The following is an 18,802-nucleotide window of genomic DNA, read 5'->3' as shown; positions in this document are numbered from 1 at the left end:
TGTATTTTACCCTAATTATTGTATTAGCAAAAATACACCAAGCAACTTGTTTTTTAATAAAAATAACAGCTATTTAACACTTTCTAACTAATATTTCCCATAATTTTTTTATGTAAACGAATAGCATACCCATCTGATAAACCAGCTATGTAACTACATATTTGCATAATTCTATTATATAATTTGTCTCTTTCTTGTTGAAATTCTTCTGGAATTAAATTTAATACTAACTTATCGTAATTAGACTGCTTTCCTTCAAACTTATTATTTAATGCTATTACAAAAGCATCTAGTAAATCAGCTATAATCTTATATCCAGCAACTTCTTTTTCTACAACCTCTTTACTCTTGTAAATTTTATCTACACTTATTTTTATTATATCATTAATTTGTGCTTCATACTGGCACTTATCTAATAATCCTTTATCAAATGTTCCATTTAAAATAGCTTCTTCATTATCTAAAAATATAGCTACTGCTTCATTAATTAACACTCCTATAGCTAATGCGCGTAAATAACTTACTCTATCTTTTGTGTGCTTTAATGAGTGATATTTTTTACTATCAATTACATCTTTTACTAATTTAATCATATACTCTAACGCATAATCTTCATCTATTAATCCCAGATTAATACCATCTTCAAAATCAATAATTGTATAACAAATATCATCTGCTGCTTCTACCAAATAAGCTAAGGGGTGGCGATAAAACGATATTCCTTCACTTTCTTTTTTACACAACCCTAAATCTTTAACAAGATCTAAAAAAGCTTCTTTTTCTGATTGAAAAAAGCCGTATTTTTTATCAACTATATGGTTGGTTGGTTTTTTGGGAAGACTTTCTTTAGGATATTTTAAAAAAGCACCTAGAGTTGCATACGACAAACGTAAACCTCCTTGAATTCCTTCTCTATTTTCTGTGAGAATTCTAAACCCATTTGCATTTCCTTCAAAATCGATTATATCTTGATACTCTAAATCGGTTAATTGACTTTTATACTGAAGCCCTTTTCCTGTTTTAAAGTATTCTCCAATAGCTTTCTCTCCTGAATGTCCAAATGGTGGGTTTCCAATATCGTGCATTACTGATGCCGAAGCGACAATAGCTCCAAAATCATTAAAAGTGTAGCCCAAGTCTTGTAACTTCGGATGACGCTCTAACAATACTTTACCTACACGTCTTCCTAGGGTTCTACCAACTACTGATACTTCTAAACTATGTGTTAAACGCGTGTGAACAAAATCGGTTTTTGACAACGGAATTACTTGTGTTTTATCTTGTAAACTTCGAAAAGCTGATGAAAATATAATTCTATCAAAATCTACCTCAAAACCCAAACGAGTTTCGTCTTGTTGTGCACGTAAACGCTTTTGGGCATCGCCGAAACGTTTTAAAGAAAGGAGTTGTTCCCAGTTCATCATCCGTAAATAAAATTTTGTCGAAAATACAAAAAAGAGAAGCCTATCGGCCTCTCTTTTATCACTTTTAATTTAATTGGTAATTATTCATTGTGAGCAAAAAAATGAAAGTTTTCTCTTGTAAAGATTGCTTCACTTTGTTCGCAATAACATTTTTTTTAAGATCCACACATTAAACAATCGTCTGGACCAGCATCTTTAGAAGCTTCTACCATAGCCTTAAATTCTTCTGGGCTCATTGGTTTATCTTCTTCTTTCTTTTCTACGTTTAATGTGAATTGCTTCGCATTTACGGCAGATTTTGTACGTAAATAATACATCCCTGTCTTTAATCCAGACTTCCAGGCATAAAAATGCATAGAAGTTAGCTTCCCATAGTCAGGATCTTTCATAAATAAATTTAACGATTGAGATTGATCAATAAAGTACCCTCTATGGCGTGCCATATCAATAATATCTTTCATACTCATTTCCCAAACCGTTTTGTATAAGTCTTTTAACTCTTGTGGAATTGCTTCAATATGTTGGATAGATCCGTTAGCACGCATAATATCTTCTTTCATATTGTTGTCCCATAAGTTTAATTCAACTAAATCTTCTAGTAAATGTTTGTTTACTACAATAAACTCTCCTGATAATACTCTACGTGTATAAATATTAGAAGTATATGGTTCAAATGCTTCATTATTTCCTAAAATTTGAGACGTAGATGCTGTAGGCATTGGTGCTACTAATAGTGAGTTACGGACTCCATGTTTTTTAACATTTTTACGTAGTTTATCCCAGTCCCAACGACCACTTAATTCATCATCTTTAATCCCCCACATATTGTATTGAAACTCTCCTTCTGACATTGGTGAACCTTTAAAGGTTGAATATGCCCCTTTTACTTTAGCAACTTCCATTGATGAGGTTACAGCAGCAAAATACAGCGTTTCAAAAATCTCTTGATTTAGTTTTTTTGCTTCTTCTGATGTAAATGGTAAGCGTAACATAATAAAAGCATCTGCCAACCCTTGAATTCCTAACCCTACTGGACGGTGACGGAAATTTGAGTTCTCTGCTTCTTTTACTGGATAATAGTTACGGTCAATTACCGTATCTAAGTTTCTAATAACCTTTTTAGTTACTTTAAATAGTTTTTTATGATCAAAAAACTTATTTCCATTTTCATCTTCGCCAACAAACATTGGTATTGCAATAGAGGCTAAGTTACATACTGCTACTTCATCTTCAGCAGTATACTCCATAATTTCAGTGCATAAGTTTGAAGAACGAATGGTTCCTAAGTTTTTTTGGTTTGATTTACGGTTTGCTGCATCTTTATATAACATGTACGGAGTACCTGTTTCTATTTGTGATTCTAAGATTTTCTCCCATAAATCACGTGCTTTAATGGTTTTTCTTCCTTTACCAGCAGCTTCATAGCTTGTATATAAACGCTCAAATTCTTCACCATATGTATCGTATAAATGAGGACACTCGTGTGGGCACATCAAAGTCCAGTCAGCATCTTCTTGTACCCGTTTCATGAATAAGTCTGAAATCCACATAGCATAAAATAAATCACGCGCACGCATTTCTTCTTTACCATGGTTTTTCTTCAAGTCTAAAAAATCATAAATATCAGCATGCCATGGCTCTAAATACATAGCAAAAGAACCTTTACGTTTTCCTCCTCCTTGATCTACGTAACGTGCTGTATCGTTGAATACACGTAACATAGGCACAATTCCGTTTGATGTTCCATTAGTGCCTGCAATATAACTACCTGTAGCACGAATATTATGAATAGACAAACCGATACCTCCTGCTGACTGTGAAATTTTAGCTGTTTGTTTTAACGTATCATAAATACCATCAATACTATCGTCTTGCATTTGTAGTAAGAAGCAAGATGACATTTGCGGTTTTGGCGTACCTGAATTAAATAACGTTGGTGTAGCATGTGTAAAGTATTTCTTACTCATTAACTCGTATGTAGCAATTGCCTCGTCAATATCTTCTTTATGAATCCCTATAGCAACACGCATTAACATTTGTTGTGGACGCTCAACAATGTTTCCATTTAGCTTTAGTAAATAAGAGCGTTCTAATGTTTTAAAACCAAAATAATCATAGTTAAAATCACGACTATAAATAATAGTTGAATCTAGTTTATCAGCATTATCCATGATAATTTTATATACATCATCTGCTAATAATGGTGATTTTTTTTCTGTTCTTGGGTTAACATACTCATATAAATCAATCATCGTTTCAGAAAACGATTTTTTGGTGTTTTTATGTAGGTTAGACACGGCAATTCTTGCTGCTAATTTCGCATAGTCAGGGTGTGCTGTTGTCATTGTTGCAGCTATTTCTGCAGCTAAATTATCTAATTCAGAAGTTGTTACTCCATCGTATAACCCTTCAATAACACGCATTGCTACTTTTACTGGATCAACAATATTGTTTAATCCATAGCACATTTTTCTAACCCTTGCTGTGATTTTATCGAACATCACAGGCTCTTTTCTACCGTCTCTTTTTACTACATACATATTGATATTGGTTTTTATTGGTTGACAGCATTGTTAAAACATAACTTTTTATAACAACACAAAAATGTTAATACTTTTTTTGCTTCCTTTTGAAACGTTTTATAACAGTAAAACACTACAAAGTGCTCTAGTTGAAATACTGCATGTAGGGGGAGTAGCAGTTTTTAGGTTTAAAAATCAGCATCGAAGCTTATGCTTCCTGTACCACCAGATTTAACTCCAGCTTTTTGGTACTCTGATACTCTTTTTTCAAAGAAGTTAGTTTTCCCTTCCAATGATATCATTTCCATAAAATCAAATGGATTGGTAGACCCATACTCTTTTTCACATCCGAATTCTAAAAGTAGTCTATCGGTAACATATTCTAAATATTGGGTCATCAATATCGCATTCATACCTATTAAACTTACAGGTAACGACTCAGTAATAAACTCTCTTTCAATATTTAAAGCTGAAATAATAATTTCTTTTATTCTTTCTTTTGGCACTTTATTTACCAAGTGGTTATTATGTAAATGTACTGCAAAATCACAGTGCATTCCTTCATCACGAGAAATTAACTCATTAGAAAAAGTTAACCCAGGTAATAATCCACGCTTCTTTAACCAGAAAATTGAACAGAAAGAACCTGAAAAGAAAATTCCTTCTACTGCTGCAAAAGCAATTAAACGCTCTGCAAACGAGTCAGATTCAATCCACTTTAATGCCCAATCTGCTTTCTTTTTTATAGCAGGAAAATTATCAATTGCTTGAAACAGTCTTGACTTCTCCTCTTCGTTCTTAATATAAGTATCTATTAATAAAGAATACGTTTCAGAATGAATATTCTCCATCATTATTTGAAAACCGTAAAAAAATTTTGCTTCTGAGTACTGAACTTCATTTACAAAATTTTCTGCTAGATTTTCATTTACAATTCCATCAGATGCAGCAAAAAATGCTAAAATATGCTTTATAAAATAACGTTCATCATCTGTTAACTTAGAATTCCAATCTATTAGGTCTGAATGCAAATCAATTTCTTCAGCAGTCCAAAAACAAGCTTGTTGTTTTTTATACCATTCCCACAAGTCATTATGTTGGATTGGAAAAATTACAAATCTGTCTTTATTTTCTTGTAAAATTGGTTCAATTGATGCCATGCTTTTAAAGCTATTTTAGTCTGTTATTTTTTCTTACTCGAGGGAGAAACAAAGATTGGAAAATTTGCTAAATTCTGAAAGCTATACTTATTCACAAATCCCTTGAAGTTTTTAACAAATTTCTTTTTATTCTTCAATTTACAACATTTTTAAGTTTTTACAAAAACTTAAAAATCAATACTTTAAAAATAAAAAAAACGCTTGATAAGTGATACTCACTGAGTTTCTTATTTTGTGTTTCAACAAAAAAAAAGTGACACAAAATGTATCACTTTTTAAAAATTTATTTTCTTATTCTGTAGAGTTATTTTTGAACCTTCAAGACATCTAAAATTATTTGTTCAATCTGTTTTTTTGGTAAAGCTCCATGAGCCATTTGAGGGTCTTCATTGGCAGGACAAAATAACATAGAAGGTATACTTCTAATTCCAAAAGCTGCTGATAATTCTTGTTCTGCTTCTGTATCTATTTTATAAATATTAATTTTTCCTTTATACTCTTGGCTCAATTCTTCTAAAACAGGAGCAAGTGCTTTGCAAGGCCCACACCAATCAGCATAAAAATCGATTAATGCTGGTAACTCTCCTTCAAACTTCCATTCTTTATTTTCTTCATAGTTAAAAACCTTTTTTAAAAAAATTTCTTTGTTTAAATTCTCAGTCATCTTTATCTAAATATATTATAATTATGCAAAGGTAGTCGTTTTTATTTCATTTGATTTACACGGTGTTTTTGTTAAATTCATCTTAAAATAAATAGTTATGATCGTTTTTCTTCTAACTTTGGGCTTAATTAACCAATTTTTTAATCATGAGAAAAATCCTTCTTCCTATTATCTGTGCAGGAACTATTTTTGTTTCTTGTAAAGAAGAAAAACAACCTAAAAATAATATTAGTGTGAACTATCCTGAAACAACTAAAAAACCTGTTGTAGACGACTATTTTGGTACAAAAGTAACCGATAATTATCGTTGGTTAGAAGACGATAAAAGTGACGAAACTGGAGCTTGGGTAAAAGCTGAAAACGAAGTTACTTTTAATTATTTAGACAAAATTCCATATCGTGAACAATTAAAAGAACGTTTATCAGAATTATGGAATTATGAAAAAGTAGGAACTCCTTTTAAAGAAGGAGATTATACTTATTTTTATAAAAACAACGGGTTACAAAATCAGTATCTTTTATATAGAAAAGACAAAGATGGTAAAAAAGAGGTTTTTTTAGATCCAAATACATTTGCTGAAGACGGAACCACCTCATTAGGTTCTGTAAACTTTACTAAAGATGGAAAAACAGTTGCTTATACTATTTCTGAAGGAGGAAGTGATTGGAGAAAGGTTATTATTATGGATGCAGAAACTAAAGAAATTAAAGAAGATACTTTAGTAGATGTAAAATTCTCAGGAATTGCTTGGAAAGGAAACGAAGGTTTTTATTACTCTAGTTATGACAAACCTAAAGGAAGTCAATTATCGGCAAAGACAGATCAACATAAGTTATACTTTCATAAACTAGGAACCTCACAAAGTTCTGATGAAATTATTTTTGGCGCTACTCCAGAAGAAAAACATCGTTATGTAGGTGGATATTTAACTGAAGATAATAACTACTTATTAGTATCTGCTTCTACATCTACTTCTGGAAACAAATTATTTATAAAAGACTTAACCAATGCTAATAGTAAATTAATGCCTATTATCGATAATTTCGATAGTGATACCTATGTAATTGATAATAGAGATAGTAAGTTGTACTTAGTTACAAACTTAAATGCACCAAACAAAAAAGTAGTTACAGTAGACGCTTCTAATCCAACTCCAGAAAATTGGGTAGATTTTATTCCTGAAACAGAAAATGTACTATCTCCTTCAACAGGAGCTGGATATTTCTTTGCTAAATACATGGTTGATGCAGTATCAAAAGTAGTACAATACGATTTTGACGGAAAATTAATCCGTGAAGTAAAGTTGCCAGGTGTAGGTTCTGCAAGTGGTTTTGGAGGGAAAACTGATGCTAAAGATTTGTATTTCTCTTTTACCAACTACAACACACCGAGTTCTTCATACAAGTTCAATCCGGAAGATGGAACCTATGAGTTATACTGGAAACCGGCTATTTCATTTAATGCAGATGATTACGAAAGTAAACAAGTATTTTATACTTCAAAAGACGGAACTAAAGTTCCTATGATTATCACTTATAAAAAAGGGTTAGAGTTAAACGGTAAAAACCCAACTATTTTATATGGTTATGGAGGATTCAATGTAAGTTTAACCCCTAATTTTAGTATTGCTAATGCAGTTTGGATGGAGCAAGGTGGTGTTTATGCTGTACCTAACCTACGTGGTGGTGGAGAATATGGTAAAAAGTGGCACAATGCAGGTACACAATTAAAAAAACAAAATGTATTTGACGATTTTATTGCTGCTGCTGAATACTTGATTAAAGAAAACTATACTTCATCAGATTATTTAGCAATTAGAGGAGGTTCTAACGGTGGTTTATTAGTAGGAGCTACGATGACTCAACGTCCTGATTTAATGAAGGTAGCTTTACCAGCTGTTGGAGTACTAGATATGTTACGTTACCACACCTTTACAGCAGGAGCTGGTTGGGCATACGATTATGGAACTTCAGAACAAAGCAAAGAAATGTTTGAATATTTAAAAGGATATTCACCTGTGCATAATGTAAAAGAAGGTACTCTATACCCCGCAACCATGGTAACAACAGGAGATCATGATGATCGTGTTGTACCAGCACATAGTTTTAAATTTGCAGCTGAGTTGCAAGACAAACAACAAGGAAATAATCCTGTTTTAATTAGAATTGAAACAAACGCTGGTCACGGAGCAGGAACTCCTGTAGCAAAAACTATTGAGCAATACGCTGATATTTTCGGTTTCACGCTGTTTAATATGGGTTTTGAAACATTACCAAATGCTCCAAAATCAAAAATTAAAAGTTAAAAACTGTAACATTTTTATAAAAACAGACTCTTATTTAAAGTAAATTTACTACCTCGGGGACAAAATCTCGAGGTAGTTTGTTAAAATTAAAACTTATTCAAAAAACATTAAAAATGAAAACCATTCACAAAATGCTGTTTACTACTGCCGTTGCTTCTTTAGGAGTTATTGCATGTAAAACAGACAAAAAGCCTGAAGAAAAAGTACAGGCAATTGTTTTAGAAAATATGGATACTTCGGTTAAACCTACCGATGATTTCTTTAGATATGTTAACGGTTCTTGGATTGATAATACTGATATTCCTGCTGATGAAACTTCTTGGGGGGGGTTTAATCAATTAAGAAAAACAACAACAGCTGATGTATTAAATATCTTAAACAAAGCTATTGAAGAAGGTAATTTTCCAAAAATAAAAGATGCTGAAGGAAATGAAATAGACTCTGACCAAAAAAAGGCTGTAAACTACTACGAAACTATTATGGATACCGTAGCTAGAAATAAAACTGGTAAAGCGCCTATACAACCATTCCTTCAAAAAATTGAAGAAATTAAAGACTTAAACGACGTACAAACTTTTATTACCAACATGGCTCCTTATGGAGGTGCTGGGTTTTATGATTTTGGTGTATTTAACGATCTTAAAAACAGCAGTATGAATGCTGGTTACATGGGAGCTGGTGGACTTGGTTTGTCAAGAGACTACTATGTAGATGAAAAGGTAAAAGATAAGCTAGAAAAATACGAAGTGTTTGTCGCTAAAATGTTCCAAGAGTTTGGTGACGATGAAGCTACAGCTAAAAAGAACGCTGCTACAATTGTTGCTTTTGAAAGAAGTTTAGCTGAACCTAAGATGACAAAAGAAGAGCGTAGAGATACTCGTAAAATTTACAATCCAATGACGGTTGCTGAATTAACTGAATTAGCTCCAATAATTGATTGGGAGTCTCATTTAAAAGGAATTGGTGTTGATAGTATTGATAAGATTATTGTTACAGACCCTGGGTATTTCAAAGCAATGAATGACGTACTTAAAAATAGTCCTATCGAAACTATTAAATTATCATTACGTTGGAATTCTATTAATAACTCGTTAGGTTTATTATCTACTGACTTAGAAAAAGCTGCTTGGGAGTTTTACAGCAAAGAAATGCGTGGAGCTAAGCAACAACGCCCAAGAGATGAACGTGCTTTAGCAAGCTTAAACGGAGCTATTGGTGAAGCCTTAGGTAAATTGTATGTAGATGAGAAGTTTCCTCCTGAAGCAAAGAAAAAGGCTAAGGAAATGATTGACAATGTAATGTTAGGTTTTGAAAAGCGTATTGCACAATTACCTTGGATGAGTGCTGAAACCAAAGAAAAAGCTTTAGAAAAGTTACACAAATTAACTGTGAAGATTGCATACCCTGATAAATGGAAAGATTATTCAACTCTATTAGTTAATGGGTTAGATCAAGGAGGTACATACTATGATAATGCTGTAAATATTCGTAAATGGAATTTTGAAAAAGATATGGCTAAATTAGGTAAGGAAGTAGATAGAACTGAGTGGGGAATGTCTCCTCAAACGGTAAATGCTTACTTTAACCCTGTAAATAATGAAATTGTATTCCCAGCAGCAATTTTACAACCTCCTTTCTATAACTATAAAGCAGATGAAGCTGTAAATTATGGAGGAATTGGAGCTGTTATTGGTCACGAAATTTCACATAGTTTTGATGACTCTGGTGCTCGTTTCGACGGTGATGGAAATCTTAAAAACTGGTGGACTGAGGAAGATTCTAAAAAATTCAAAGAAGCAGGTGCTAAATTAATAAAACAATACAGTGATATTGTTGCTATTGATAGCATGCACTTAAACGGGGAGTTTACATTAGGTGAAAACATTGGTGATTTAGGCGGTGTACAAGCTGCTTATGAAGGATTACAAATTTTCTTAGAAAAGAATGGTCGTCCAGAAAAAATTGACGGATTTACACCAGAACAACGTTTTTTCCTTTCTTGGGGAACTATATGGAGAACTAAAATGCGTGATGAAGCATTGAAAAACCGCATTATGACAGATACACACGCTCCTGGAATGTACAGAGCTTACATGCCTCTTAAAAATGTAGATGCTTTCTATGAAGCATTTGAGGTTAAAGAAGGTGATCAAATGTACTTAAAGCCAGAAGATCGCGTTAGAATTTGGTAAATTCAATAAAAAACAAGTACCTTTAAACCAGTGTATATACACTGGTTTTTTTATTTTTAATGTAGGTGTTGTATATTTCAAAAAATAGTAAGTAATTCGTCCTCCTTAACTTTTTAAGTAAAAATGAAATTAATTGGAAGAGTTGAAAAAATATCCTTTATAAAATGGGATATTGAAGATTTACCTGCAAAAATAGATACTGGGGCATATACTTCTGCAATACATTGTAAGCATATTGAAGAAAAAGATGGACTATTGAAATTTATACTCCTATGCCCTAAAACAGAAAAGTACAACAATAAATTGCTGCAAACGACCAAGTATCAGGTAAAAAACATAAGAAGTTCTAACGGTAAAAAACAAAAAAGGTATGTTGTATCTACCTCAGCCGTTTTTTACGGGAAAAAATACAAAATAAAACTATCTCTATCTAATAGGGGTAAAATGAATTATCCAGTTTTAATTGGTAGAAAATTTTTAAACAAGAAATTTATAGTTGATGTTTCACAGAAAAACATTGCATCAAAAGAAATATAAAAAATGAAAATCGTTATCCTTTCTAGAAATTCAAAATTATATTCAACAAAACGTTTAGTAGAAGCAGGCGAAAAAAGAGGCCATGAAATACTAGTGTTAGATCATACCAAATGTGATTTAATTATCGAAAAAAGAAAGCCTGCTATAGTATATAACCATGAACTTGTAACTGATGTTGATGCTATTATACCTCGTATTGGGGCTTCAGTTACTTTTTACGGTACTGCTGTGGTACGTCAATTTGAAATGATGAAAGTATTTTCTGCTGTAGAATCTCAAGCTTTGGTTAGGTCTAGAGACAAATTGAGTAGCTTACAAGTGCTTTCAAGAGCAAATTTAGGGCTACCTAAAACCGTTTTTACGAACTACTCAAAAGACACTTCTGAAATTATTAAAAAAGTAGGTGGAGCACCTTTAATTGTTAAACTTTTAGAAGGAACACAAGGTTTAGGTGTAGTTTTAGCTGAAACCAAAAAAGCCGCAGAATCTGTTATAGAAGCATTTAATGGCTTACAAGCTCGTGTAATTGTTCAAGAGTATATTAAAGAAGCTAAAGGGGCAGATATTCGTGTTTTTGTGGTTGATGGTGTTGTTGTTGGAGCCATGAAACGTCAAGGAAAAGAAGGTGAATTTAGATCAAACCTACATAGAGGAGGAACTTCAGAAATTATAGAGTTAACAGATGAAGAAGAAAATGCTGCTTTAAAAGCTGTTAAGGTAATGAAGTTAGGTGTTGCTGGTGTAGATATGTTACAATCAGATAGAGGTCCGTTAATTTTAGAAGTGAATTCTTCACCTGGTTTAGAAGGTATAGAAAAGGCCACAGGAAAAGATGTGGCTAAAAGCATTATTCGCTACGTAGAAAGAAGCGCTTAAAACAAAACCGATGCATAGAGTATCGGTTTTTTGTTTGTAACTAAACAGTTACATTTGTTGCCATGCTACAAGTAAATAATATTTCTTTTACTTATTCGTCAAAAGAAAAAACCTTAGAAAACATCCATTTTACACTTCAAAAAGGTGAACATCTATGCGTTATGGGTGAAAGTGGTTGTGGAAAATCTACACTTTTAAAAATAGTTTATGGTTTGCTTGATGTTGACAACGGTAATTTGTACTGGGATAAGACACAAATTTTAGGCCCCAAACACTACCTTGTTCCTGGTATGGATTTTTTTAAATATGTAGCACAAGATTTCGATTTAATGCCGTTTACTTCAGTAAGTGAGAATATAAAAAAGTTCTTGTCACGATTCTATCCAGAAGAAGCAGAAAATAGAACTCAAGAATTACTTGAGGTTATTGAAATGACTAAATTAGCTGGCGAAAAAGTTAAAAACTTAAGCGGAGGACAGCAACAACGAGTAGCTATTGCTAGAGCATTAGCCAAAGAACCTGAGTTACTATTATTAGATGAGCCTTTTAGCCAAATAGATAATTTTAAAAAGAACTCATTAAGAAGACGATTATTTACCTATTTGAAAAAGAAAAATATTGCTTGTATCGTTGCAACACACGACGGAAATGATACTCTTTCTTTTGCTGATACAATGATGGTAATTCGAAACTGTCAAATTATTGCGTACGATAGTCCATCAAACCTATATAAATACCCAAAAGAAAAATACGTTGCATCTTTGTTTGATGATGTAAATGAGCTTATTATTAACAAACAAACTCTATTATTATACCCTAATCAACTAAAAATTATTGAAGCACCTTCAAACTTAGAAGGAAATGTCTTAAACACTTATTTTAAAGGAGAATATTGGTTAATCGAAGTTGCTTATAATAACCAATCAATTTTTATAAATCACTTTGAAAATATTGAGCATAAAAAAACAGTCAATTTTAAATTAAAAAAAGACTGTTTAAACCAATAATAACTATCTCAATAATTATTACTACAACTATCTTAAAATAAATTATTTTCTAAAAAAAATACACCCTTATCGTCTAAACACCAAAAGATAAAAGTGTATTGTAGGTTCTTTTTCTAAATGGTTATAACAACCTTTCCTGCATGTAAAACAAATAACTTTTATTTTACCCTACCTTTTTTAAAAAATTTCTTTAATCGTGTTTTTTACTCCATTAAACTCGAAAAAATCTCCTTCTTTTTTACCCAAAATTAACTTTCCAATGGGTGAAGATGAAGAAATAGCAAAATACTTTTTATTATCAACAGTTAATAGCCCCACACTTACACTTATAAAATAACTAATTGTTGAGGTAGTTACTATACTTCCTAAGTGAGCAATAGTTGAAACTGTTTCTGTGTTAATTTTAGCAAGAGTTTCTTTCATTTGAGAAATTCCACTAAGCTGCTGACTTGCTTTTTCCATTTCTAACTGTAGCATTGCTCTACCCGTTTCATGCTTATCTCCAGCAGAGCTTTTTGTTTCTGATTGCAAATCTTTTTGATGAGAAATAATGATTTCTTCTACTGTTTTTAAACGCTTGCTTATATACAACTCACATAGTTTATATAATTCTTCTTTTATATTCATATTTCTCTTTACACTGTAAAAGGACGTTAATTAATAAGTTCTGCTAACTCTTTTCCTACTAAACTTCCTATAGCGACTCCCATTCCACCTAGCCGTACACCACAAAACACATTATTTGAAAGCTGTTTTAAGATCGCTTTTTTTCGATTTCCAACACCCATAATTCCACTCCAACAGTGGTCTATTTCTATTTCTGAGTTTGGTAAAATTGTAGTTTTCAAAATTTCTTCTAATTTGTTTTGAATAAGTGCTGTCTCTCCAAAATTAGTGGTTTCTTCACCTTTAAAGTCTAGATTTCTTCCTCCTCCAAACAAAATTCTATCATCAATATTTCTAAAGTAATAATAGCCTTTATCTAAATGAAAGGTTCCTTTGATGTGTAGGTTTCTTATTGGTTTGGTAATTAAAACTTGTGCTCTTGCTGGTTGTACTTTTTCATTTAATAACTGGTTTGCAAAACCATTGGTAGCCATAAATAACTTTTTAGTCTTAAATGTTATTTGATTTGTTTGTATGGCTACATGTTCATTATTTTCAGAAAACTCTTTAACTTGAATATTATTGATGATTTTTATTCCTGAAGACAAGACTTTTTCTAGCAATTTTGCTGCCATTTTACCTGTATCTATCTGTCCTTCAAATAGATTAGTAATATAGTTTTGATGGATGCTTTTAAAATGAAACTTGTTATCATCAACGGTAAAAACATCTGAAGAAAATAATGGTTCTAGAAGCTTATTTATAGCATTCTTTTTATCTAAACACAATTCGTAGAATTCTGTTGTTAAAAAGAGTTCATACCCTTTGTTTTGTTGAAAATCAATATTTTTATCACCCAATGTTGTTCTTAAAAGTTGTAAACCTTGCCATCGTTTTTTTACCAAGTTAAAAACCTCCTCTTCGGTATGTGTTTGTAAATCATCAATTAATTCTGATAAGCTTCCGAAACAGGCAAATCCTGCATTCTTAGTACTTGCTCCTTGTGGTAACATTCCTTTTTCTAAAACTAGAATTTTTGCTTTTGGATACTTTTCTCGTAATTGTAACGCACAGTTTAATCCTACAATTCCACTTCCTACTATAGTAAAATCAATATTTGTAAACCATTCTTTTAATTCCCAATAACTGAAACTCAACTTCATATAAATCTTTTTATATTTGCTACTTGGTACACTCCTTGAGTGTTTAAAAATAAACAATAAAAAAGTAATTCTATGAAACTATTAGGAATCTTAATACTGTCTTTAAGTTTTACACAATGTGCAAGTGTAAAAATGGAAAACAATCCACCTTTTAAAATAGGGTCTGCAAACTATTCTTATATAACTGGTGGTGTAAAAGGTAGCTATAACTCTACTAACTTAATTATTAATTTTACTACAAAAGAGTCTGTTAATTTCAAAAACGTATATTTTCAAAGTAGAATTACCAAAGCTGTTGTTGAGCAACATGGTGATAAACAATATATTGCTGCGCGCTATAAGACTTCGTCTAGTAAAGCTCAAAAAGACCTTGTCTTACATGCTAACTCTAAAGAGGAATACGGAAACACTTCTAAAGAAAACTTTCCTTTCGAATTAAAAGAAAATGAAGCAGTTATTTCTTATTCCATAGGAGAAAAAATACACTATGTAAAAGTAGAAAATATAAAAAAAGAAAAGAAGGTTTTTATGCAATAAAGCCTCCTATATAAAAATAAAAAACACCTCTTAAGAGGTGTTTTTTATTTTTGGCACGTAATTTGAAAACTTTTAAACATAACCATAAAACGAGTGCTTATGAAACGTATAAAATTACTCTTATTACTACTTATTAGTGGTGCAACACTTATGTCGTGTGTTGTAAGAAATGATATTATAGATAATGGTTCTTCATTACACCAATACATTTCAAGTTATGACTTATGGTATATAGATTATCACAAAACAACAGGTAGTGGCGAAGTTCCTTTTTTATCTAGAGCTTTTACTATTTCTTTTTTAAACGGAACTATGTATGCAAATAACAATATCGTAGATATTGGTAAAACAGGAAATGGTTTAGGAATTGCTGTTGGAAGTTATGGTACTTATGGAACCATTTTAGAAACTCGCCATGATGTTGATGGTTATTATGAATTTGATGTAGTGCAACTTTCTAGTAACGAAATTAGAATTGATGATTTATCGCAAAATGTAAGCTATTATTTAATTGGTTATCAAAGAAATAATTTTGATTATGACATGTTGTTTTATGACAATATTGAGTATTTTTTACAAGAGTTTGTTGCTTGGGAAAGAACTGATGCTTCTGGAGGTAACCCTAATGCTTTTGATGATGAGCATTACTTACAATTTACTCCTGAAAATGATGTAACTTTCTACTCTTCACACGATCCTTTTGGCACAGATATTGATTATATTAAATGGGATTATGTGGGAGGCTATATAGTTCGTAACGTTCAAGGTGTTGAAAACCTAAAATATTTAACACTTAATTATGATAATGGAGATACTGAAGAGTTCGATTTAACCGTTATAAATGACGAGACGATAGAGTTATTTCATGTTAGTTCTCAAACAACATATGTTTTTTCAGGAAGAGGATTTATACAATATTTAAAAGGAGAAAAAACAAGTACTACAAAACCAGCTGTAAGAAATAGCAGTAGAAAACGTACTAAAATAGAAAGAGAAACAGTTCCGAAAAGGAAATAAAAATAAAGTTTGGTTAGTTGATTTTTGGTTGGTGTAGTAGCCAACTAAAAGAAACCGCTCCGTAAGGGGCGGTTTTTCATTTTATAATAGTGGCTTAACGTAAAAAATTATACCTTTATACAAAACAGAAAACCATGCAACAAACTGCTTTAATTACTGGAGCAACCTCAGGTATTGGTAAGGCAACCGCTCAACTTTTTGCTAAGAACAACATCAACTTAATTATTTGTGGTAGGCGTATTGAAAAGCTACAAAAACTACAACAAGAACTAGTACAGTTTACCAAAGTACACATACTTCAGTTTGACGTTCGTTACAATAAAGAAGTTCAAACAGCAATTAATAGCTTGCCTAACAACTTTAAACATATCGACATTCTTATTAACAATGCTGGAAATGCTCATGGGTTAGATAGCATTCAAAACGGAAATATTGATGATTGGGATGCTATGATAGATGGAAATGTTAAAGGACTCTTATACGTTTCAAAAGCAATTATTCCTCAAATGGTACAGCGTAACAATGGATTTATCTTAAATATCGGTTCTATTGCAGGAAAAGATGTATATCCTAACGGAAATGTGTATTGTGCATCAAAGTTTGCTGTAAACGCTTTAAATAAAGGAATGCGTATTGATTTGAATCAACATAACATTCGTGTATGTGCTATTCATCCAGGATTGGTAGAAACAGAATTCTCTGATGTTCGTTTTAAAGGAGATTCTGAAAGAGCTAAAACCATATATCAAGGCTATAAAGCACTACAACCTGAAGATATTGCAGATATCATTCATTTTGTAGTTACACGCCCATACCATGTAAATATTGAAGATTTAATTGTATACCCTACAGCGCAAGCCAGTGCAACTATTGTGAATAAAAATGCTTAAGTTGTGATTAACAAACGTCTTTTAATTAAAAACTTACTATCTCATAATGATGAGAATAGTTTTTATGATAAAAAACAAAAGCTATCTTTAGGTTCAAAAGAAGGAAAAGCTAAGTTTATAAAACACGTTTGTGCACTTTCTAATTCAAACCCTAACAACAATTCATATATCGTTATTGGTATTGAAGATGAAGAAAATAAAATTATTGGAGTCGACTTTTATGATGATAGTAAAATCCAAAACCTGGTAAATGCTTACCTGAAAAACCCTCCAAAAATAGAGTATGAGAATGTTCCTTTTCCGCGTTTACAACGTCATAAAGTAATTGGTTTAGTAACTATTTACCCTACAAAATTAATTACTTCTTTAGCTAAAAATATGTGGAAGTACCGTAGGGGAACTATGTTTTATCGCAGAGGTAGTAACTCTATGCCTACCGAAGAAAGTTTTATTATTAAAAACAACAACAAAGCGATTGTTGAAGCTATTGAAAAAAATGCTCGTAACAATATTCAGCTTACTCTTGATGGAGTCTTTGATTTTATTGAAAAACACAAACCAGAATACAATCCGCAGTACAAGGTGTTTAACGAACAATTTGTGCTTTGTTGGGCTGGAAAAAAGAAGATTATAAATAACGAAGAGTTTTTTACGCGAGTTGACATTGAATTGATAAACGAGCAAGTTCGTTTATTTTTCTCCTCATTAGATGATGTACAAATTAATCATAACGAACAATCGTTTATTATTACTGAATATATCGTTTTAGGAATTGATAAGAGTGAAAAACGTTATCCGTTAGAAAAAACCATTATCAATTTTAAAGATAACGGAAAGCATGACATTGTTACGGAGTTTTTATTTGAAGCTCCTCAATATCATAACGATATTTTACAACTCATTTATGACAACAACAATAGTATTGTTTCTAAGATTGTGAGAAAAAAGTCGCTTTCGGTTATTGAACACGAAGATGTGTATCGATTACCTACCTCCTACTTAATCTGTTATTTAAACGGTTTTGAAAGTGCTCCTCTGCAACTAAAAAAAGCAAAAAACTATATTAAAAACCTCGAAGATAAAACTACCTATATTAAATATAAAGAAGCGATGCGAGTAATACGTAAGGTGAAGTATAATTAAACAATCTAGAAGGTTTATTTTTTCTACCTCAACACTAATTGTATAATTGTAACGATCCCAATTAACAGAATAAAGGATAAAGACAGTTTTCTAAATTTAGACTGTGGTATGTATGCTAATATTTTTTTTCCTATAAATGATCCTACTAACCCTATTACGAATAAAAAAGGTACATATTTCAAGTCGTGATCGTGGATATAACCATTGCTATAATAGACAAATGTTCTTGAAAAATCTATCATAAAGTCTATAAAAGCAGAGGTTGCTATAAACACACTCTTTTCTAAATTAAAAGCTGCCATAGTTAAACCTCTTATGGCTCCTCCTGTTCCTAGCAACCCAGCAGAAAACCCAGAGAAAGAACCTCCAACAATAGCATTTTTTCTGTTTGGAGAAATTGTAAATTTACTTTTAATTAAAAAGAAAGCACTAAAAGCAACTAAAAAGACTCCTAAAAATATTTCTAAATAGGCACTGTTCACATATTTTGATAATACACCTCCTAAAATCACAAAAACAACAGAAGGAACTCCGATGTTTATCAGCAATTTTTTATCCAAGCCTTTTTTAAATAAGAAGATTTTACTCATATTACTAGACAAATGAAAAATAGCTGTAAGCCCTAAAACAGAATAAAAATCAAAGTAAAAATTTCCTAGAGGCACAAAGAAAACAGATGATCCAAAACCACCTATTGTACCAATAACTTCAGCAATAAAAGCTAATAGTAAAAATATGAAGTTAATATCTTTCATCTT

Annotated in this window: 16 protein-coding genes; 9 read left to right on the top strand and 7 right to left on the bottom strand. The window is 31.7% G+C overall.

What is annotated here, in order from left to right; translation table 11 throughout:
* Positions 1–83: 83 nt before the first annotated feature.
* From ACKTSW_RS12405 to trxA, 4 genes are all read right to left on the bottom strand, one after another.
* The gene (locus tag ACKTSW_RS12405) at positions 84–1,421 is read right to left on the bottom strand and encodes a deoxyguanosinetriphosphate triphosphohydrolase (RefSeq protein ID WP_408025662.1); all 1,338 of its coding nucleotides are present in this window, start codon (positions 1,419–1,421) and stop codon (positions 84–86) included.
* Between the two features lie 158 nt (positions 1,422–1,579).
* Positions 1,580–3,964 carry a ribonucleoside-diphosphate reductase subunit alpha gene (locus ACKTSW_RS12400; RefSeq protein ID WP_408025564.1) on the bottom strand — a complete coding sequence of 795 codons (2,385 nt, stop codon included), beginning with the start codon at positions 3,962–3,964 and terminating at the stop codon, positions 1,580–1,582.
* A 170-nt stretch (positions 3,965–4,134) separates the two neighbouring features.
* Positions 4,135–5,106 (bottom strand): ribonucleotide-diphosphate reductase subunit beta, encoded by a 972-nt coding sequence (locus tag ACKTSW_RS12395; RefSeq protein ID WP_408025563.1) that lies wholly within the window; start codon positions 5,104–5,106, stop codon positions 4,135–4,137.
* A gap of 304 nt (positions 5,107–5,410) precedes the next feature.
* Positions 5,411–5,770 carry a thioredoxin gene (trxA, locus tag ACKTSW_RS12390; RefSeq protein WP_408025562.1) on the bottom strand — a complete coding sequence of 120 codons (360 nt, stop codon included), beginning with the start codon at positions 5,768–5,770 and terminating at the stop codon, positions 5,411–5,413.
* Positions 5,771–5,916: 146 nt separating this feature from the next.
* Between trxA and ACKTSW_RS12385 the strand changes: the two genes are divergently transcribed.
* The 5 genes from ACKTSW_RS12385 to ACKTSW_RS12365 all read left to right on the top strand — a co-directional run bounded on the left by ACKTSW_RS12385 (position 5,917) and on the right by ACKTSW_RS12365 (position 12,688).
* Complete coding sequence (locus ACKTSW_RS12385) at positions 5,917–8,076, top strand: prolyl oligopeptidase family serine peptidase (protein WP_408025561.1); 2,160 nt, start codon at positions 5,917–5,919, stop codon at positions 8,074–8,076.
* A 113-nt stretch (positions 8,077–8,189) separates the two neighbouring features.
* Positions 8,190–10,268 (top strand): M13 family metallopeptidase, encoded by a 2,079-nt coding sequence (locus ACKTSW_RS12380; RefSeq protein ID WP_408025560.1) that lies wholly within the window; start codon positions 8,190–8,192, stop codon positions 10,266–10,268.
* Positions 10,269–10,391: 123 nt separating this feature from the next.
* The gene (locus ACKTSW_RS12375) at positions 10,392–10,805 is read left to right on the top strand and encodes an ATP-dependent zinc protease family protein (protein ID WP_408025559.1); all 414 of its coding nucleotides are present in this window, start codon (positions 10,392–10,394) and stop codon (positions 10,803–10,805) included.
* 3 nt (positions 10,806–10,808) lie between these two features.
* On the top strand, positions 10,809–11,681 hold the full coding sequence (gene rimK / locus ACKTSW_RS12370) for a 30S ribosomal protein S6--L-glutamate ligase (RefSeq protein WP_408025558.1): 873 nt from the start codon (positions 10,809–10,811) through the stop codon (positions 11,679–11,681).
* A 62-nt stretch (positions 11,682–11,743) separates the two neighbouring features.
* On the top strand, positions 11,744–12,688 hold the full coding sequence (locus ACKTSW_RS12365) for an ABC transporter ATP-binding protein (RefSeq protein ID WP_408025557.1): 945 nt from the start codon (positions 11,744–11,746) through the stop codon (positions 12,686–12,688).
* Between the two features lie 177 nt (positions 12,689–12,865).
* Here the strand turns inward: ACKTSW_RS12365 and ACKTSW_RS12360 are convergent, their stop codons facing one another.
* A complete protein-coding gene (locus tag ACKTSW_RS12360; protein ID WP_408025556.1) occupies positions 12,866–13,315 on the bottom strand; it encodes a 3-oxoacyl-ACP synthase in 450 nt (149 codons plus the stop codon).
* Between the two features lie 26 nt (positions 13,316–13,341).
* Positions 13,342–14,451 carry an NAD(P)/FAD-dependent oxidoreductase gene (locus ACKTSW_RS12355; protein ID WP_408025661.1) on the bottom strand — a complete coding sequence of 370 codons (1,110 nt, stop codon included), beginning with the start codon at positions 14,449–14,451 and terminating at the stop codon, positions 13,342–13,344.
* Positions 14,452–14,529: 78 nt separating this feature from the next.
* On the opposite strand from ACKTSW_RS12355, the gene ACKTSW_RS12350 reads away from it, so the two are divergent.
* The 4 genes from ACKTSW_RS12350 to ACKTSW_RS12335 all read left to right on the top strand — a co-directional run bounded on the left by ACKTSW_RS12350 (position 14,530) and on the right by ACKTSW_RS12335 (position 18,044).
* Positions 14,530–14,994, top strand: a complete 465-nt coding sequence (locus ACKTSW_RS12350) for a hypothetical protein (protein WP_408025555.1) — start codon at positions 14,530–14,532, stop codon at positions 14,992–14,994.
* A 99-nt stretch (positions 14,995–15,093) separates the two neighbouring features.
* Complete coding sequence (locus ACKTSW_RS12345) at positions 15,094–16,011, top strand: hypothetical protein (RefSeq protein WP_408025554.1); 918 nt, start codon at positions 15,094–15,096, stop codon at positions 16,009–16,011.
* Positions 16,012–16,145: 134 nt separating this feature from the next.
* Entirely contained in the window at positions 16,146–16,901 is a 756-nt protein-coding gene (locus ACKTSW_RS12340; RefSeq protein WP_408025553.1) for an SDR family NAD(P)-dependent oxidoreductase, read from the top strand.
* Between the two features lie 3 nt (positions 16,902–16,904).
* Positions 16,905–18,044, top strand: a complete 1,140-nt coding sequence (locus tag ACKTSW_RS12335) for an ATP-binding protein (RefSeq protein ID WP_408025552.1) — start codon at positions 16,905–16,907, stop codon at positions 18,042–18,044.
* 23 nt (positions 18,045–18,067) lie between these two features.
* On the opposite strand, the gene ACKTSW_RS12330 is transcribed toward ACKTSW_RS12335, so the two are convergent.
* The gene (locus tag ACKTSW_RS12330) at positions 18,068–18,799 is read right to left on the bottom strand and encodes a sulfite exporter TauE/SafE family protein (RefSeq protein WP_408025551.1); all 732 of its coding nucleotides are present in this window, start codon (positions 18,797–18,799) and stop codon (positions 18,068–18,070) included.
* Between the last annotated feature and the right edge of the window lie 3 nt (positions 18,800–18,802).

This window comes from Tenacibaculum sediminilitoris (assembly GCF_964513795.1).
In the GTDB taxonomy this organism is placed as follows: Bacteria; Bacteroidota; Bacteroidia; order Flavobacteriales; family Flavobacteriaceae; genus Polaribacter; species Polaribacter sediminilitoris.
This window is presented reverse-complemented; position numbering and strand designations above follow the sequence as displayed.

Excerpts from the sequence above, each read along its gene's own strand:
- ACKTSW_RS12405 (WP_408025662.1), bottom strand. The coding sequence starts at position 1,421 with ATGAACTGGGAACAACTCCTTTCTTTAAAACGTTTCGGCGATGCCCAA.
- ACKTSW_RS12400 (WP_408025564.1), bottom strand. The coding sequence starts at position 3,964 with ATGTATGTAGTAAAAAGAGACGGTAGAAAAGAGCCTGTGATGTTCGAT.
- ACKTSW_RS12395 (WP_408025563.1), bottom strand. The coding sequence starts at position 5,106 with ATGGCATCAATTGAACCAATTTTACAAGAAAATAAAGACAGATTTGTA.
- trxA (WP_408025562.1), bottom strand. The coding sequence starts at position 5,770 with ATGACTGAGAATTTAAACAAAGAAATTTTTTTAAAAAAGGTTTTTAAC.
- ACKTSW_RS12385 (WP_408025561.1), top strand. The coding sequence starts at position 5,917 with ATGAGAAAAATCCTTCTTCCTATTATCTGTGCAGGAACTATTTTTGTT.
- ACKTSW_RS12380 (WP_408025560.1), top strand. The coding sequence starts at position 8,190 with ATGAAAACCATTCACAAAATGCTGTTTACTACTGCCGTTGCTTCTTTA.
- ACKTSW_RS12375 (WP_408025559.1), top strand. The coding sequence starts at position 10,392 with ATGAAATTAATTGGAAGAGTTGAAAAAATATCCTTTATAAAATGGGAT.
- rimK (WP_408025558.1), top strand. The coding sequence starts at position 10,809 with ATGAAAATCGTTATCCTTTCTAGAAATTCAAAATTATATTCAACAAAA.
- ACKTSW_RS12365 (WP_408025557.1), top strand. The coding sequence starts at position 11,744 with ATGCTACAAGTAAATAATATTTCTTTTACTTATTCGTCAAAAGAAAAA.
- ACKTSW_RS12360 (WP_408025556.1), bottom strand. The coding sequence starts at position 13,315 with ATGAATATAAAAGAAGAATTATATAAACTATGTGAGTTGTATATAAGC.
- ACKTSW_RS12350 (WP_408025555.1), top strand. The coding sequence starts at position 14,530 with ATGAAACTATTAGGAATCTTAATACTGTCTTTAAGTTTTACACAATGT.
- ACKTSW_RS12345 (WP_408025554.1), top strand. The coding sequence starts at position 15,094 with ATGAAACGTATAAAATTACTCTTATTACTACTTATTAGTGGTGCAACA.
- ACKTSW_RS12340 (WP_408025553.1), top strand. The coding sequence starts at position 16,146 with ATGCAACAAACTGCTTTAATTACTGGAGCAACCTCAGGTATTGGTAAG.
- ACKTSW_RS12330 (WP_408025551.1), bottom strand. The coding sequence starts at position 18,799 with ATGAAAGATATTAACTTCATATTTTTACTATTAGCTTTTATTGCTGAA.